Origin of the sequence: Yoonia litorea, from assembly GCF_900114675.1 — a bacterium.
Lineage (GTDB): Bacteria > Pseudomonadota > Alphaproteobacteria > Rhodobacterales > Rhodobacteraceae > Yoonia > Yoonia litorea.
Window position 1 is genome coordinate 178,701 of sequence record NZ_FOZM01000003.1, and the last position, 15,805, is coordinate 194,505.

The following is a 15,805-nucleotide window of genomic DNA, read 5'->3' on the forward strand; positions in this document are numbered from 1 at the left end:
GGTTATCCAATCGCATGGCGCCACTGGGCCGAGTAAGCGCCTGTGACATGGTGTTCGAGTTGCCGTTCGATGTCGCCCAGAAGGCTGGAGGCGCCGAAGCGGAAAAGATCAGGTTGCAGCCAGCGGTCGCCAAGCTCGTCCTTTATCATGGCAAGGTAGGTGATCGCATCCTTGGCCTTGCTGATGCCGCCAGCGGGCTTGTAACCCACTTTGATACCGGTCCGGTCCTGATAGTCACGGATCGCGCGGATCATCGTCAGTGTGACTGGCAAGGTTGCGTTGATTGGTTCTTTGCCGGTCGAGGTCTTGATGAAATCGGCCCCCGCCATCATGCAAACCAATGAGGCGCGGGCGACATTTCGCAGCGTGCCAAGCTCGCCCGTGGCAAGGATCGCCTTGACGTGGGCTTCGCCGCAGGCGGCGCGCATCTCTTTCATTTCGTCGTAGAGCGCTTGCCAGTTGCCGGTCAGCACGTGGCGGCGGCTGATGACGATGTCGATTTCTTCGGCCCCAGCTGCGACGCTTTCGCCAATTTCGGCAATGCGCAGATGAAAAGGCGAGAGACCTGCAGGAAAGCCCGTCGAAACGGCAGCGACGGGGATATCGGTGCCCTGTAAAGCGGCGACCGCAGTTGAAACCATATCGTGATAGACGCAGACCGCCCCTGTGGTCAGGCCCACCATGCCCAAAGCCTCAAGGATGGGCTGCGCGACCGGCTGCTTGGCCTTGGCGCAAAGCCGTCTGACACGGCCTTCACTGTCGTCACCTGACAATGTGGTCAGGTCCATCAAGCTGATCGCTTTGCAAAGCCAGGCTGCTTGATGGTCTTTCTTGACGCTCCGGCGACCGGGCAGTGTCGCGGCACGGCGCTCGATCGCGGATGTGTTGGCTTGCACCGCCATCACCCAGTCGAGATCGAGTGGGGTGCCTTCGTTGCGCGGTTCATGCACCTGCGGGAGCTGCGCGGTCATTGTCTTTGGTGATTGCGTCGTCTGCAAAACGGCCTCCTGAAGTGCCGTCAGCGTGGCACTTTGGCATTGTCTTGGCAAGTTATGCAGAGGGCGTCAAAGCGTTAAGACAAGTTGAGCGCCGGGACCTCGCGTCAATTCGGCTGGAGGATCTGGCGCTGGAATTGCTGACGGTACTGTAGTGGCGTCATACCATGCGCCGCGCGGAAGAGTTTGTGGAAATGGGACATGTTCGGAATGCCGCAATCCGCTGCAATCGCGCTGACGGGTTCAATGTCGGTTGTCAGCGCGCGCGAGGCGTAATCCATACGTATCTTGTTGATGAAGTCTGATGGCGTAATGCCAAGGTAGCGACGCATCATGCGGCTTACATGCGGATGTGCCTTGCCAGTGCGTGCGACCAGCCCGGCGGAGCCGTCGCGGAAGACATCAGGATGACGAGCGGCCAAACAGGCGTCGGCAAGCCAGTTTGGAACTTCAGGCGCAAACGACTGCGCTGTCAGATCAGCGCAGAGTGGTAGAAGAAACGCCTCAGTGCTGAGCGTATCATTGTTGCTTTGTTCAAGCTGGACGGCCGCATGGTTGAGTGCCGCAAGCGCCTTCATGTCGCGACGCGCGCGAACAGGTCCTTTGTCAGCCCAGAAAAGTCGGCCTTGCATACTAGGATGGCGGTTCGCCATGCCGATGACCAGTTCAGGATGTAAGGCGATCAACACAATAAGTGCATTTTCACCCTTACCTTGGAGGCCATGTGACTGGCCAGGGGCGATAAAGACCAAATCACCTTCGGACAGAGTTTCTGTCCGTTCGGAAAGATGATGGCGAATTTGACCGTTCTGCACCCAAAATAGCTCAAAGAAGTCATGGGTGTGCAAAGACTTGGGGCGCGAGGACGCCAAGGGTGCGCGGGTCAGCCGCGATTGAGCGCCGCCGAGCAGGATATCTTGGTGTCGAAGGGTCTTGATCATGGCGCAAAGCTATCACCGATCTTGCTGCGCTGCAGCATTAATATCCGAAACTTGCCGTTGTTTGAAAAAAACTTTTCAACTTTGTCCGATTTGGAAATTGTCGCTGCAACGAGGCGTGACAAAGCCTTGGGCTTTGGCGTATGGGGTCACAATCGTTGAATTGGAGCCGCCATGTCATTTGATCGTTCTATCAAGATCGCCCCTTCGATCCTGTCAGCCGACTTCGCAAATTTCGGTGCTGAATGCGAAGCAATTGAGGCGCAAGGTGCGGACTGGGTCCATGTAGACGTCATGGACGGCCACTTTGTGCCGAACATCACATTTGGTCCTGCGACATGTGCCGCCATCCGGCCACACATCAAAGGCGTGATGGATGTGCATCTGATGATTGCGCCTGTTGATCCTTACATTGAAGCTTTCGCCAAGGCAGGTGCGGATGTCATTACGGCCCACGTTGAGGCTGGTCCCCATATCCATCGCACATTGCAGGCGATCCGCGGCGCAGGGGCCAAGGCAGGGGTTGCTCTCAACCCTGGCACTCCGGCTTCATCAATCGAACATTTGTTGGACATGGTCGATCTGGTCTGCGTTATGACAGTGAACCCGGGGTTTGGCGGGCAGAAATTCATCCATAGTCAGGTGGACAAGGTGCGTCAGTTGCGCACGATGATCGGCGACCGTGCGATCCACATTGAAATTGATGGTGGCGTTGATCCGACCACCGCACCACTGGTCGCAGCTGCCGGTGCCGATGTGCTTGTCGCAGGATCTGCTGTATTCCGTGGCGGCTCCGTCAGCGATCCAGCGCCATACGGCGAGAATATCCGGGCTATCCGCGCGGCGGCGCAGGCCTAGCCTTTCACCGCCCCGTCGCTCAGACCGGACACAAGATAGCGTTGTGCGATCAGAAACACGACCGTAATGGGCAAGCCCGACAGGATGGCAGCAGCAGCAAAATCACCCCAAAGATAGCGGAATTCGTTCAGGTAAAGCCGCGACCCGACGGCGAGCGTCATCTGGCTTTCCGACCTGATTAAAACCGATGCAATCGGGTAATCGTTGATGAATCCGATAAAGGCCAAGACAAAAACCACCGACATAATCGGGACGGCCAGCGGCAAGAAGATGAACCTGAAGGTCTGCCAGGGCGTGGCGCCATCAATCGCAGCCGCCTTATCGAGAGCAGTGTCGATGCTGTCGAAGTAACCCTTGATCGTCCAGATGTGCAGGGTGACGCCAGCCATGTAAATCAAGATCAGCGCCACATGGCTGTCCAGCCCTAGAAACGGGCTGACTTCGCCAAGGGCGTCAAAAATCGCATAAATGGCCACCAGCGCGAGGGTGGTCGGAAACATCTGTATCAAGAACAGCCCGTCCAGCATTGCGCTCTTGCCCTTGATCCGGATGCGGCTGAACGCATAGGCCGAGATCGTTGCGATGACGAGTACGCCAAATCCGGCAATCAGCCCGATCTTGATCGAATTCCACATCCACAAGAGTACGGGATAGGGGGGCTCAACCACGGTGCCATCGGCGCGCGTGTAATCAAGGCCGAATGCCAGATACCAATGTTCCAGCGTTGGGTTCTCGGGGATGATCGAGCCTACGGAGAAGTTTCCTTCACGAAAGCTGATCGAAAGAACCATGAAGAATGGAAACAGGATCAGCGCGAGAAAGATCAGCATAAACCCGTGGGCCAGAATCTTCTTGATCAATAAATCCTTGGGACGTTCGACGATCATGGCTTAAGCCCTCCCTGAACGGCGCTGGGCTGCCCGCCGCATCGCAACAAAGTTCGCGTATGAAATTGCAGCCACAACGACAAAGATCAACAGGGTGATTGCGCCGGCCAAACCGAACTCCTGTCCGGCATTGTCGAACGCCAACCGGTAGGTGAAGCTGGCCAAGATATCTGTCTCGCCGGCCGGAATGACAGTGCCGGGAATATCGGGCAGGCCACGCGTCAGCAGGAAGATCAGCACCATATTGTTGAAGTTGAATGCAAAGGAGGCGATCAACAGCGGCAGGAACGGCGGAATGATCTGTGGCAGCGTGATCGTGAAGAATACCCGCAGTGCACTCGCGCCCTCAAGTGCTGCAGCCTTTTTGTGGTCCTCAGGCACAGCTTGAAGGAATCCCATCGCAAGCAGCATCATGTAGGGATAGCCAAGCCAGGTGTTCACGATCAGAACCATTGATCGTGCCAAAGTACCGTCGGTGAACCAGTCCGGCCGGATGCCGAACAGGGCTTCGAGTATCAGATTGATTTCACCAAAGTTCTGGTTGAACAGGCCGCGGAACACGAGGATCGATATGAAGGCTGGCACCGCATACGGCAAGATGAGCAAGATCCGATACAGCGCTTTGAAGCGCAAGTGTGGCCATTGCAGGATAACTGCGAGGGTCAGACCAACCGCGAAGGTAAGGACGACCGACAGGATCGCAAAAACGAATGTCCAAACGAAGATGCTGACCATCGGGCCGCGAATGCCTTCGGACTGAAAGACGCGCTCAAAATTGTCCCAGCCAATCGCTACGCGCCACCCGGGAGGGACGCGCTCTCCTTCGGGTGTTTCGAAAAAGCCGATGTCGTGGTTCGCAGTCAGAACTGTTCCGTCAGCTGAAACGAGGGTGTCGGGGCTAATTTGCTGATAGTCGGGCGTCACCGAGGCAAACGTGCGCAGTCCTGCATTTTGGATGATTGTTCCATCCGGCGTCACAAGGGTCAGCAGCCCCAAGCCTTCACGCAAGCGGATCGCATCGCGCCGCTCAAGCAATGTGGAGGGCTCGGATGCAGGATTGAGCTGCGCCTCTGCAATGCCGTCCAACGCCACGGGGTCAGAAAGCAACCCTGTTTCTGGTAACCAGATGCGGAAATTGTCTCCGTCCGGTGCAACGGCAAACGGCTGTTCTGTTGTCGGATCGACGGACGCGCGTGACGTCAGCACTTCAACCGTGCGTTCATAAGTGAGCAGGTTGAAGGATGAGTAGTTCGTGAAGCCGATATAAATTGTGTAAGCAACGGGAAAGGCGATGAAGATCAGAACCGCCGCGATCCCCGGAAAAATAAAGCGCGCCCCGTAGAAACGGCGCGCGCCAAAAACAATCGCAAAACCGGTCGCCAACGCGAGCATGATCGCCCCAAACAGAGGCTGCCCGAACGCATATAGGATGAATGCAGCAAAGAGCAGCGCGATGCTGATGACGCCAACTCCTAAAAGGCGTGGCAGGTCGGAGCCTTCACTGACAGGAATATCCGCTCTTGCAGTCATTTTGGTTCTGTCCCGCGATGCAAAAGGAAAGGGGGTGGCGTGATGCCGCCACCCCTCTCAGTCTTATTCGCCCAAAATTCGGGTTGCAGCGTCGTTGAGTGCTTCTTCTGGAGACGCTACGCCCGACGTGATGTTTGTCAAAGCAGGTCCCATCGCGGCCCAGAAAGCCCCCATTTCTGGGTTCGATGGCATCGGCACACCGTTCGCCGCAACAGCGAGCATATCGGTTACCAGTTCGTTGTTCTGCGCTTCCGCAGCAGACGCGTCCGCCAAAGCACCAAGTGCGTTGTCAGCATTCCAGGTCGCCAGACCTTCGTCGGTCGCGAGGTAGTTTTCGATCAACTCTACCGCAAGGTCCGTATTCGGTGAGGCTGCATTGATGCCAAGTGCCAAAACGCCAAGGAACGGAGGCGAAACATTGCCATTGACCGTCGGGATCGGGGCCACGCCAAAGTTCAGGCCGGATGCTTCGAATGCGCCCCATGCCCATGGGCCATTCAGTACCATCGCAACTTCACCGTTGTTCATGGCACCATCCATGACGCCATAGTCAACGCCCTGTGGCATCACACCGTCATCAAACAATGACTTCAATACTTCCGCACCTGCGATTGCGCCTTCGGTATTCACACCAGTGGTGGAACCGTCATAGGCGCCATCGACTTTTTGGAAGGCATAGCCGCCACCCGCCATCAGAAGAGGCATGGTGAAGTACGTGTTATTATAGTCCCAAAGGATCTTCTGGCCTTCGATATCGAGGTCGGCGATTTCTTCAAAGGATGCCGGAGGCGTCGCAACCAAATCCTTGTTGTAGATCAGCGTGACAGCCTCAACTGCAATCGGGTAGCCCCACGTCCGGCCGCCAAACTGGACAGCCTCCATTGCGCTTGGAAGGATGTCTTCTTCCCAAGCGGCAGAAGGCTGCACAGGGGCAAGAAGGCCGCCACCAGCCCATTCTCCGAAGCGGTCATGCGCCCAGAAAAGAATATCGGGACCATCGCCGGTCGCTGCAGCTTGCTGGAACTTTTGTGGCAGGTCAGGGTCAACAACTTCGACCTCAACGTCAACGCCGAGATCATCGACAAAGGGCTGTACTGCGGCCAGCAGGGCATCGCGATCACGGTTTGCGCCTGTCCAGATCAGCAGCTTGCCGTCTTCAAGAGCTGCAGCGGGCATCGCTGTTCCCAAGAGCAGCGCCAGGGTAGTAAGTGACTTTTTCATTTTGTTCTCCTCCCAGAGAGTTGGCTTTACACGGACAGGGTAAGCGCCCCGTCGTGCGTGAGATAGGCAAAGCCGTTGCCGGGAAGCGTCAGCTTTGATCCATCCAGGTTTGCGAGATGCGGGCCGATAAGCGTCGCATCACCGGAAAGTTTGATTTCATGGGTGTCTTTCGACAGGTTGAATACACAAGTGATCGTCTGCGCGTCAGACTGACGATGAAATGCGAGCAGCGGCTCCGGCAAAGTCACGAACGTCGTCGCGCCTTCGCGCAATGCCGATTGTGACTTTCTGAATGCGATAGCTTCACGGTAGAAGTGCAGGATGCTGTCAGAATCTGCCTCTTGCAGATCAACCGACCGAGCCGCCTGAGGCGCTTTGACAGGAAGCCAGGGTGTGCCATCGGAAAAACCAGCGTTCGGCGCGTCATGTTCCCATACCATTGGTGTCCGGCAACCGTCACGCCCTTTGACGGCGGGCCAGAAGCGAAGGGCAGGCGGGTCGGTGAGTTCTTCGTAAACCAGCTCGGTTTCGGTCTGACCCAGTTCCTCGCCTTGATAGATCCCGACTGTCCCTTCGAAACTCATCAGCATGGCACAGGCAAAGCGCGCCATCGCTTCGTCACTGACGGCATATTCCGACCAGCGTGATACGTGTCGTGGGACATCGTGGTTGCTGAACGACCATTTAGGATGGCCGTCGGGAGCGCCAGCCTGAAACCCTTCGATGCAACTGCGAAAATGATCAACGCTGAAATCAGGGCCAAGCATTGCGAAACTATAGGCCATGTGAAGGCGGCTGCTGCCTGCGGTATATTCGCCCATGATCTCGATTGAGCGCCGGCCCATTTCGCCGACCTCGCCGACCATCATGATCTCGCCATACTGGTCGGTCAACTTGCGCAGCCGTTCCAGAAAGCCGAGGTTTTCTGGTCGCGTCTTGTTATAGATGTTCTGCTGCATCCCGTAGAGATCGGTCGCCATCACCTGCGGGCGGGTCTGTGCCGGCGGGTTAGACCGCAAGTCCTGATCGTGGAAATAATAGTTCACGGTATCCAGCCGGAAGCCATCCAGACCACGGTCGAGCCAGAATTTGCAGGTGTCGATAATAGCATCAACAACATCGGGATTGTGAAAGTTCAGATCCGGTTGAGCGGCCAGAAAGTTATGCAGGTAATACTGTCCACGACCCGGGTCGAACTCCCAAGCTGGCCCGCCAAAGTGGCTGTGCCAATTCGTCGGCGGCGAGCCGTCTGGCAGAGGGTCCGCCCAGACATACCAATCCGATTTCGGGTTATCGCGACTTACGCGGCTTTCCTTGAACCATGGATGCTGGTCAGACGTATGTGAAAGCACCTGATCCGTAATGACTTTCAAACCCAGCTCATGGGCGCGCGCGATCAAAGCGTCGAAGTCATCAAGTGTTCCAAACAATGGGTCGATGCCTGTGTAATCCGAGACATCGTATCCCATGTCTTTCTGCGGTGAGGTAAAGATCGGTGACAGCCAGATACAGTCCGCGCCAAGCTGCGCAATATGGGGTAAGCGCCGCGTGATGCCCTTCAGATCTCCGACACCATCGCCGTTGTCGTCCTGAAATGAGCGCGGATAGACCTGATAGATCACCGCATCACGCCACCATTCTCGCATACTGTCCTCCCTGATTCGAGCGGACATTACCAAACCTGCTGTCTTTTTCAAAACGTTTTGAAAGCTAGACAGCGCGGCAGATGGCAGCATATAAGGGATTAAAGCACTTGGGGCGACAAATTTGCTCAAATGTTCTAAAACGCTTTGGGAGGTGAGTGATGGCGACACTCAAGCAGATCGGATTGGAGTTGGGGCTTTCCCCAGCGACGGTCAGTCGCGCGCTCAACGGCTTTCCGGAGGTCAACCAGCACACACGTGACAAGGTCCGCGAAGTTGCGGACCGTCTGGGTTACCGGCCCAACCGGGTCGCTCAACGCCTTGTAACGGGTCGCTCGGGTATGGTGGGGATGATCCTGAAAATCCGCCCCGACATGAGCGCCGATCAGACCTTTTTTGAGATGCTCACCGGTCTTACGGCAGCTCTTGCAGCCCATGATGTGGATTTGGTTTTGTCGGTGGACCAAGGGAAAGACCCGGTGAAACCTTACGCAAAGATGATGGAGCGCGACATCCTTGATGGCTTCATCCTGAATGCGCCAACGCCGCACGACCCACGCGTCGATTACCTGCGTCAAAGAAACATACCCTTCGTTTTGCACGGCCAGACCGCGCCTGACGTCGATTACACATGTTACGGCATCGACAATGCCGGTGTCTCCCGAGCGGCTGTCGAGCTGTTGGTGTCGCTGGGACATCAGCGGATCGCATTGCTGAACGGGCCCCTGCAATATGCCTTCGCCCATGATCGGCGACGTGGGTTCGTTTCAGCCATGGAGGACCGCAAACTTCCTGTGCCGACGGATTTTATCTCCGGTGACAATGAAACAGAGGCGCAAGGCTATGCCGCGGCGCTCGCTATGCTCGCGCATCGGCAGCACCTGCCACCGACAGCGATCGTCTGTGGCTCAACACTTGTCGCCGCAGGAGCGATGCGGGCGGTGCGGGACAAGGGGCTGCAGGTGCCAACGGATGTATCAATCGTTGCCCACGACGACGCCCTGCCACAACTTCGTGCCGTAAATTTCTCACCGGCATTGACCGTCACGCGCGCGCCATTGCGCGATGCCTGCCAGCCTCTTGCGGATCTTTTGATCGCATTGATCAAAGGGGCGAAGCCACGTCAGCAGATTGAAGATGCTGAACTTATTGTCCGGGAGTCAACCGGACCCGTACCAACCTCAGGACTTGAACTATGGCCCTAGACACATCAATCACGCCCGCACTTCAGACCGAAGGCTTAGGAAAGTCCTATGGCGAGGTCGAAGTGCTCAGAAACATTGATATTGCGATGGGACAAGGGGAGTTCCTTGTTCTTGTCGGCCCATCGGGGTGTGGCAAGTCAACGTTGCTGAATTGCATTGCAGGACTTGAAGAAATCACAGCGGGCCGTCTCATGATCGGCGGGCGGGACGTGACGCAAGAACCGCCCAAGGACCGCGATATTGCGATGGTCTTCCAGTCCTATGCGCTCTATCCGACCATGACCGTGGCTGAAAATATCGGCTTTGGCATGCGCATCCGCAAAGTGCCCAAACCCGAAATGGATGCCAAAATCCGCGAAGTGGCAGAGCTTTTGCAGATTGACCATCTGCTTGACCGCAATCCGTCACAGCTGTCAGGCGGCCAGCGTCAGCGTGTGGCCATGGGGCGTGCCTTGGTCCGCGATCCCAAACTCTTTCTTTTTGACGAACCTCTCTCAAATCTCGACGCAAAGCTGCGCGTCGAGATGCGTGCTGAGATCAAACGTCTGCATAAGACGACCGGAGCCAGCATTGTTTATGTGACCCATGATCAAATCGAAGCGATGACGCTGGCGAGCCGTATCGTTGTGCTTAAAGGTGGTGACATTCAGCAGATCGGCACCCCGCAAGAAATCTACGATACGCCTGCCAATACCTTTGTCGCTGATTTCATGGGTTCCCCACCAATGAACATCGTCGCAGGTCGCGCCTCTGATGGAAAAGTCCATCTTGGTGACTTGACCCTGCCGGCGCCCGCAGGTTTACCGACTGACGTCAAGGTTGGTATCCGGCCGGAGAAGCTCTCTCTGGCAGACGGCGCACCGGATCTTGTGGTCACACCCACCATGATCGAGAACACTGGTGCGGAGTGCTACCTGAACTTCAGTCTCGGTGGCAGCACGGTGACAGCCCGCTTGCCGGGCCGCATGGATGAAGAAAGTACTGATGAGGTCGGTTTGAATATCGGCGCCGGGGCGCTGCATTTCTTCGATACAGTCTCGGGACAGCGATTGGTGGACTAAAAGTCCACCTCTATCGCAATACCCTTTTCGATAGCCAGATCGACGACGGATGCGGCAACTGCCAGATCCTGCAGGCCGACGCCTGTGCCGTCAAATAACGTGATATCATCTGCACTGACGCGGCCCGGGTGGGTGCCATTGATCACTGCGCCCAATTGGTGGACATCGCTTTCAGCGATCAGCCCTTCGGCAACCGCGTGCTGGGCCTCGCCAATACTGACAGACTGAGCGACTTCGTCGGTAAAGACAGTCGCTTTGGCCAGAAGCGCGGCCTCAACTTCTTGTTTGCCCTTCGTATCGGTGCCCATGCAGGCGATATGTGTGCCTGCGCTGACGTGATCGGCCATGAGCGAGGGCGCAAATGCAGATGTGATCGAGATAATCACGTCAGCTTCCGCCATGCCGGGCAGATCCACAGCTTCAAACGGCAAACCTGCCTCCTCAGCGATTTTGGCGATGTTGGGCAACATGTCTGGATGGTAATTCCAGCCGATCACCTTTTCAAAACTCCGCTGCTCCAAAGCCGCGCGAAGCTGGAAAGTGGCCTGGTGCCCTGCACCAATCATGCCCATGACTTTCGCGTCTTCCCGGGCGAGATGCTTGATTGATACCGACGATGCTGCTGCCGTCCGCAACGCGGTCAGAAGGTTGCCGCCGATCATCGCCTTTGCTTTTCCCGTATCCGGGTCAAAAAGGAAAACGGTGGACTGATGGTTGATCTCACCGCGCTTCTCAAGGTTATGTGGCCAGTAACCGCCCGCCTTGAGACCCAGCACTTTTCCCGCACGGTCAAACCCGCCCTTGAAACCGTAAAGCGCATCCTCATGGCCGATCGCCTCGCGGACGACGGGAAAGTTGTAGGCGTCATCTGCGGCCATGGCCGCAAAGACCTTCTCGACCGCATCAAAAGCAGCGGCGCGTGTCATCAGGTCTGCAATCTCACGCTCTGGTACGATAATCATTGCCCGTTTCCTTCTGGCAATGAGCCGGCCCTTCCGAACCGGCTCTTTTCTTCATCTTGGCAAGAAAACTCCCGCCGGAGGCTCCTGCTTTAGTAGGCCTTACCGCGGGCAGAGACAGGCCACAGCGTTTCAACCTTGCCGTCGCGCACGCCGACGTACCAGTCATGCACGTTGCAGGTCGGATCACAGTGCCCTGGCACCAGCTTGAGCTTGTCGTTGACCTTCAAAACGCCATCAGGGTCAGCAACAACGCCGTGCTCGTCCGAACATTTGACGTATTCCACATCGTCACGGCCAAAGATGAAGGGCAAGCCACTATCCACGGACTGGGCTTTCAGGCCCGCATCAACGATCGCTTTGTCTGCCTTGGCGTGGCTCATGACAGAGGTCAGAATAAACAGCGCGTTCTCCCACTCGCCCTGGTCGATGCGGTTGCCGTCCTTATCAAGGATGCGGCCATAGTCGGCGTCCATGAAGGCATAAGAGCCGCACTGCAGTTCGTTGAACACGCTGGAGTTTGATTCAAAGTAGTACGATCCCGTACCACCTCCCGACACCAACTCAGGCTTCAGGCCAGCAGGTTCCAGCAAATCGATCGCCTCTTGGACCATGGCAACAGCCGTGTCGATCTTGGCTTTGCGGTCCTCATAGCTGTCCATGTGCTGCATTGCGCCCTGATAGGCTTGGATGCCAGTGAACTTGAGGTTCTCTGCCGCATCAATCGCCTTGGCGATCTCCAGCACCTTCTCTGCACCGATCACACCGCAGCGGCCTGCGCCCACGTCCATCTCGATAAAGCATTCGATGGTCGTGCCGTGCTTGACGGCCGCGGCAGAAAGATCAGCCACATTGTCGATATCGTCGACACAGACAATTGTCCGCGCGCCCAGCTTGGGCAGGCGGGCCAGGCGGTCGATCTTGGCCGGATCACGCACCTGGTTGGAGACCAGAACGTCCTTGATACCACCACGGGCAAAGACTTCAGCCTCGGATACCTTCTGGCAGCAGACGCCAACCGCGCCGCCCAGCTTTTCCTGCAGTAGAGCGACATCGACGGATTTGTGCATCTTGCCGTGCACACGGTGGCGCATGCCATGGGCCTTGGCGTAATCGCCCATCTTCTTGATGTTGCGCTCCAGCGCATCAAGATCAAGGATCAGGCAAGGTGTCTGGATTTCGGACTCGTCCATGCCGGGCAAAGCGGGCACGTCATAGCCGACTTCAAGGTTCTTGAGGGTGCTCATATCGTTCATGGGTTTTCTCCGTTAGCCCTTGATCCAGGGCAGTTTATCGAGGTCGACGTTGCCGCCGGTGATGATGACGCCAACACGCTTGCCGGCAAATTTTTCTTTATTCTTGAGGATCGTGGCAAGGGGCACAGCACAGCTTGCCTCCATCACGATCCGCAGGTGCTTCCATGTGATCTTCATCGCCTCGATGATTTCTTCTTCTGAGGCTGTATAAATGTCGGTCACGTAGTTGGACACAAAGTGCCAGGTCCGCTCTTTCAGAGGCACGAGAAGACCATCTGCAATCGTCTTGGGCGCATCGTCAGCGATGATATGGCCTGCCTTGAAGCTGCGATATGCATCATCTGCCTGCTCTGGCTCTGACGCGATGATCTGGACTTCCGGCGCGAGGGTCGAAAGTGTCAGACACGTGCCGGAAATCATCCCCCCGCCGCCGATAGGTGCGACCATCATCTCAAGACCATCGACTTGCTCCATGAATTCCTTGGAGCACGTGCCCTGACCCGCAATTACGCGCGGATCGTTGTAGGGGTGCACAAAATCACCGCCAGTTTCGGCCTGAACCTTGGCAAAGGTTTCCTCGCGTGACGTTGTCGACGGCTCACATTCGGTAATCACACCACCATAGCGGCGCACGGTGTCCTTCTTGGCCTGTGGTGCTGTGCGTGGCATGACCACGTTGCATGGGATCCCACGGCGCATCGCGGCGTAGCTCAGGCAAGAGGCATGGTTGCCGGATGAGTGTGTCGCCACACCCTTTTCCGCCTGCTCATCGCTCAGACCGAAAACGGCATTTGCTGCACCGCGCACCTTGAAAGCACCCGGTTCCTGAAAGTTTTCGCACTTGAAGAACAGCTCGGCACCGACAAGTTCATTGAGATAGGCGGAGGTGCGGATCGGTGTGCGGTTGATGTGTGGTTTGATGCGCTCATGCGCGTCAAGCATGTCCTGATATGTTGGAATATACATCTCGCTATGGTCTTTCATTATGCAGCGTCCTTCATCGGAACAGTTTGGGTTTTGCCCATGTAGAACTCCTGCGCGGCGGCGACCCCTGACCCCAGTTTGATGTCGAGGCCCAGATCAACCATGCACATTTCGGCGGTTGCGATACCGGACAATGCCATCACGTCCGTCATGCTGCCCAGGTGGCCGATCCGGAATACCTTACCTGCAACGTCACCAAGGCCGGTGCCAAATGCGACGCCGTATTTTTCAGCGGCATGGCTGACGATGTCTGATGCATTGAAGCCTTCTGGCGTCATGATGGCACTGACTGTGTCGGAATAGAGATCAGGTGATGCGGCGCAGAGTTCAAGCCCCCAAGCATCGACAGCGGCGCGCACCCCTGATGCAATCCGGTTGTGGCGCGCAAATACGTTTTCCATCCCTTCCTTCAGCAAAGTCTCTGTTGCCAGAAGAAGTCCGTTCATCAGGCCAACAGCCGGTGTGTAGGGATAGGCGTTTGCGTCATAGCCCTTTGTCATATCGTTAATGTCAAAGAAGGTGCGGTGCAGACCGGCCGTCTTGGTCGCTTCGACAGCGCGCTTGCTAAACCCGACAATCGCGAGGCCCGCGGGCAGCATAAAGCCTTTTTGTGATCCTGTGACCGCAACATCGACGCCCCATTCGTCAAAGCGGAAGTCCATTGAGGCGATTGAGCTGACGCCATCAACAAACAGCATTGCAGGATGGTTTGATGTGTCCATCGCACGGCGCACGCCGGCGATATCGGACCGCACGCCCGTCGCGGTTTCGTTGTGTGTGGCCAAAACAGCCTTGATTTTGTGGTCTTTGTCGTCGGCCAAAATCTCGGCGAAACGGTCGGTTGGGATACCTTGACCCCAAGCGGTTTCGACCATCATGACATTCAAACCATGGCGTTGGCACATGTCGATCCATTTGTGGCTGAACATCCCGTTGCGCGCGGCCAAAACGGTGTCACCAGGGGAGAGCGTATTTGTGATCGCAGTTTCCCAGCCGCCCGTGCCGGTTGACGGGAAGATGAATATCTCGGCTGACGTGGACTTGAGAATTTCTCTCACGTTGGCGCGGACGGGATGCAGGATCTGGCCGAACAACGGCGAACGGTGGTCGATCGTTGGCATATCGCAGGCTTTGCGGATCGCCTCAGGCATATTCGTCGGGCCTGGAATAAATACAGGATTCTGAAAACTCATCGTCCAACTCCTCCTTTGGTGTGAGGGTGTTTTGCCAGCCGTGCCGATTCCAATCCATTTTTTTGAAATTATTTTTCAGAAATGAGCTGCACAGAAAAACCTTTAGTTGTCAGAAGGTTGATTTTTTCATAATGTGAAAATTCATTTCACAAATGGAAAAATTATGGATCAGGATGTCAAAAGAGGGCGGGGCCGCCCACGCGCTTGGGACGATAAGGGCGACCAAAATACGATAAAGTCGCTTGATCGCGCGCTTGAGGTGTTGGTGAAGCTGGGGGAACTGCAGGGGGCAACCTTGTCAGAGCTTGCAAGTGCGCTCGACCAATCGCCAGCAACCGTCTACCGCGTGCTGACGACCTTTCAGGGGCGCGGTTTTGTGGATTTTGATGAGATCGGGCAGACCTGGAACATTGGTCCAGCTGCGTTCATGACGGGATCGCACTTTTTGCGGCGCACGTCCCTAGTCGAACGTGCGCGACCGATCATGCGACACTTGATGGAAGCGACAGGCGAAACGGCAAACCTCGGGATCGAAAGAGGGGGCAAAGTGCTCTTTCTGGGGCAAGTCGAAACCCACGCCACGATCCGTGCCTTCTTTCCTCCGGGTACTGAAGGCGCGATGCATTCCTCTGGTATCGGTAAGGCTTTGTTGTCACGCATGGATGATGCTCGTCAGCGACAGGTACTTGCCGCAAGCAAGCTGGAGAAATTCACCCCGCATACATTGACCGATCCTGAAACGATGATTGCTGATCTGCGCGAAACCCGCGCACGCGGCTACGCTTTTGACGGAGAGGAGCGCAACATAGGCATGCGGTGTATCGCTGCGCCCGTGTTCAACGTTTACGGGGAGGCTGTTGCAGGTATCTCGGTCTCAGGACCGACGTCCCGTATCACTGACGACCGGATTCAAGTGCTTGCAGAAGAGGTGATTGATGCTGCCGAAAGGCTGACGCGTGCTACTGGTGGCAACTATCGACCCGCTGGCTAGCGTGTCTCCTTTTTCGCAGGTGTCGGCCATTGGCCAGTATCAGGCGTGATTTTGCATGACTTCATGGAGCACCCTACCTAACGT

The 15,805-nt window shown here is 56.3% G+C and carries 14 protein-coding genes; 4 read left to right on the forward strand and 10 right to left on the reverse strand.

Features of this window, described 5'->3' with window-relative positions:
• Positions 1 to 2: 2 nt before the first annotated feature.
• Together deoC and BM316_RS14065 are read right to left on the reverse strand one after the other, a co-directional pair.
• Complete coding sequence (gene deoC / locus BM316_RS14060) at positions 3 to 971, reverse strand: deoxyribose-phosphate aldolase (RefSeq protein WP_090209871.1); 969 nt, start codon at positions 969 to 971, stop codon at positions 3 to 5.
• A gap of 131 nt (positions 972 to 1,102) precedes the next feature.
• The gene (locus BM316_RS14065) at positions 1,103 to 1,936 is read right to left on the reverse strand and encodes a helix-turn-helix transcriptional regulator (RefSeq protein WP_090209874.1); all 834 of its coding nucleotides are present in this window, start codon (positions 1,934 to 1,936) and stop codon (positions 1,103 to 1,105) included.
• A gap of 171 nt (positions 1,937 to 2,107) precedes the next feature.
• Between BM316_RS14065 and rpe the strand changes: the two genes are divergently transcribed.
• A complete protein-coding gene (gene rpe, locus BM316_RS14070; RefSeq protein ID WP_090209876.1) occupies positions 2,108 to 2,791 on the forward strand; it encodes a ribulose-phosphate 3-epimerase in 684 nt (227 codons plus the stop codon).
• Here the strand turns inward: rpe and malG are convergent.
• The 4 genes from malG to BM316_RS14090 all read right to left on the reverse strand — a co-directional run bounded on the left by malG (position 2,788) and on the right by BM316_RS14090 (position 8,075).
• Positions 2,788 to 3,678: a maltose ABC transporter permease MalG gene (gene malG, locus BM316_RS14075; RefSeq protein ID WP_090209877.1), complete on the reverse strand. Its 891-nt coding sequence runs from the start codon at positions 3,676 to 3,678 to the stop codon at positions 2,788 to 2,790. The genes rpe and malG overlap by 4 nt on opposite strands.
• 3 nt (positions 3,679 to 3,681) lie before the next feature.
• Entirely contained in the window at positions 3,682 to 5,208 is a 1,527-nt protein-coding gene (gene malF, locus BM316_RS14080) for a maltose ABC transporter permease MalF (protein ID WP_090209879.1), read from the reverse strand.
• Between the two features lie 63 nt (positions 5,209 to 5,271).
• Positions 5,272 to 6,429 carry a maltose/maltodextrin ABC transporter substrate-binding protein MalE gene (malE, locus tag BM316_RS14085; protein ID WP_090209881.1) on the reverse strand — a complete coding sequence of 386 codons (1,158 nt, stop codon included), beginning with the start codon at positions 6,427 to 6,429 and terminating at the stop codon, positions 5,272 to 5,274.
• 26 nt (positions 6,430 to 6,455) lie between these two features.
• Positions 6,456 to 8,075, reverse strand: a complete 1,620-nt coding sequence (locus BM316_RS14090) for an alpha-glucosidase (protein ID WP_090209883.1) — start codon at positions 8,073 to 8,075, stop codon at positions 6,456 to 6,458.
• Between the two features lie 158 nt (positions 8,076 to 8,233).
• Between BM316_RS14090 and BM316_RS14095 the strand changes: the two genes are divergently transcribed.
• Both BM316_RS14095 and BM316_RS14100 read left to right on the forward strand, forming a co-directional pair.
• A complete protein-coding gene (locus BM316_RS14095) occupies positions 8,234 to 9,277 on the forward strand; it encodes a substrate-binding domain-containing protein (protein ID WP_090209885.1) in 1,044 nt (347 codons plus the stop codon).
• Positions 9,268 to 10,338 carry an ABC transporter ATP-binding protein gene (locus tag BM316_RS14100; RefSeq protein WP_090209887.1) on the forward strand — a complete coding sequence of 357 codons (1,071 nt, stop codon included), beginning with the start codon at positions 9,268 to 9,270 and terminating at the stop codon, positions 10,336 to 10,338. Before BM316_RS14095 ends, BM316_RS14100 begins: the two co-directional genes overlap by 10 nt.
• On the opposite strand, the gene bhcD is transcribed toward BM316_RS14100, so the two are convergent.
• From bhcD to bhcA, 4 genes are all read right to left on the reverse strand, one after another.
• Positions 10,335 to 11,300 carry an iminosuccinate reductase BhcD gene (gene bhcD / locus BM316_RS14105; protein ID WP_090209889.1) on the reverse strand — a complete coding sequence of 322 codons (966 nt, stop codon included), beginning with the start codon at positions 11,298 to 11,300 and terminating at the stop codon, positions 10,335 to 10,337. The two genes, BM316_RS14100 and bhcD, sit on opposite strands and share 4 nt — an antisense overlap.
• Positions 11,301 to 11,389: 89 nt before the next feature.
• Positions 11,390 to 12,553 carry a 3-hydroxy-D-aspartate aldolase BhcC gene (bhcC, locus tag BM316_RS14110; protein ID WP_090209891.1) on the reverse strand — a complete coding sequence of 388 codons (1,164 nt, stop codon included), beginning with the start codon at positions 12,551 to 12,553 and terminating at the stop codon, positions 11,390 to 11,392.
• Positions 12,554 to 12,565: 12 nt separating this feature from the next.
• Positions 12,566 to 13,537 (reverse strand): beta-hydroxyaspartate dehydratase BhcB, encoded by a 972-nt coding sequence (bhcB, locus tag BM316_RS14115; protein ID WP_090209893.1) that lies wholly within the window; start codon positions 13,535 to 13,537, stop codon positions 12,566 to 12,568.
• Positions 13,537 to 14,730, reverse strand: a complete 1,194-nt coding sequence (gene bhcA / locus BM316_RS14120) for an L-aspartate--glyoxylate aminotransferase BhcA (RefSeq protein ID WP_090209895.1) — start codon at positions 14,728 to 14,730, stop codon at positions 13,537 to 13,539. The genes bhcB and bhcA overlap by 1 nt, the downstream gene beginning before the upstream one ends.
• A 163-nt stretch (positions 14,731 to 14,893) precedes the next feature.
• On the opposite strand from bhcA, the gene bhcR reads away from it, so the two are divergent.
• Positions 14,894 to 15,721: an HTH-type transcriptional regulator BhcR gene (gene bhcR / locus BM316_RS14125; protein ID WP_090209897.1), complete on the forward strand. Its 828-nt coding sequence runs from the start codon at positions 14,894 to 14,896 to the stop codon at positions 15,719 to 15,721.
• The last annotated feature ends 84 nt before the right edge of the window (positions 15,722 to 15,805 follow it).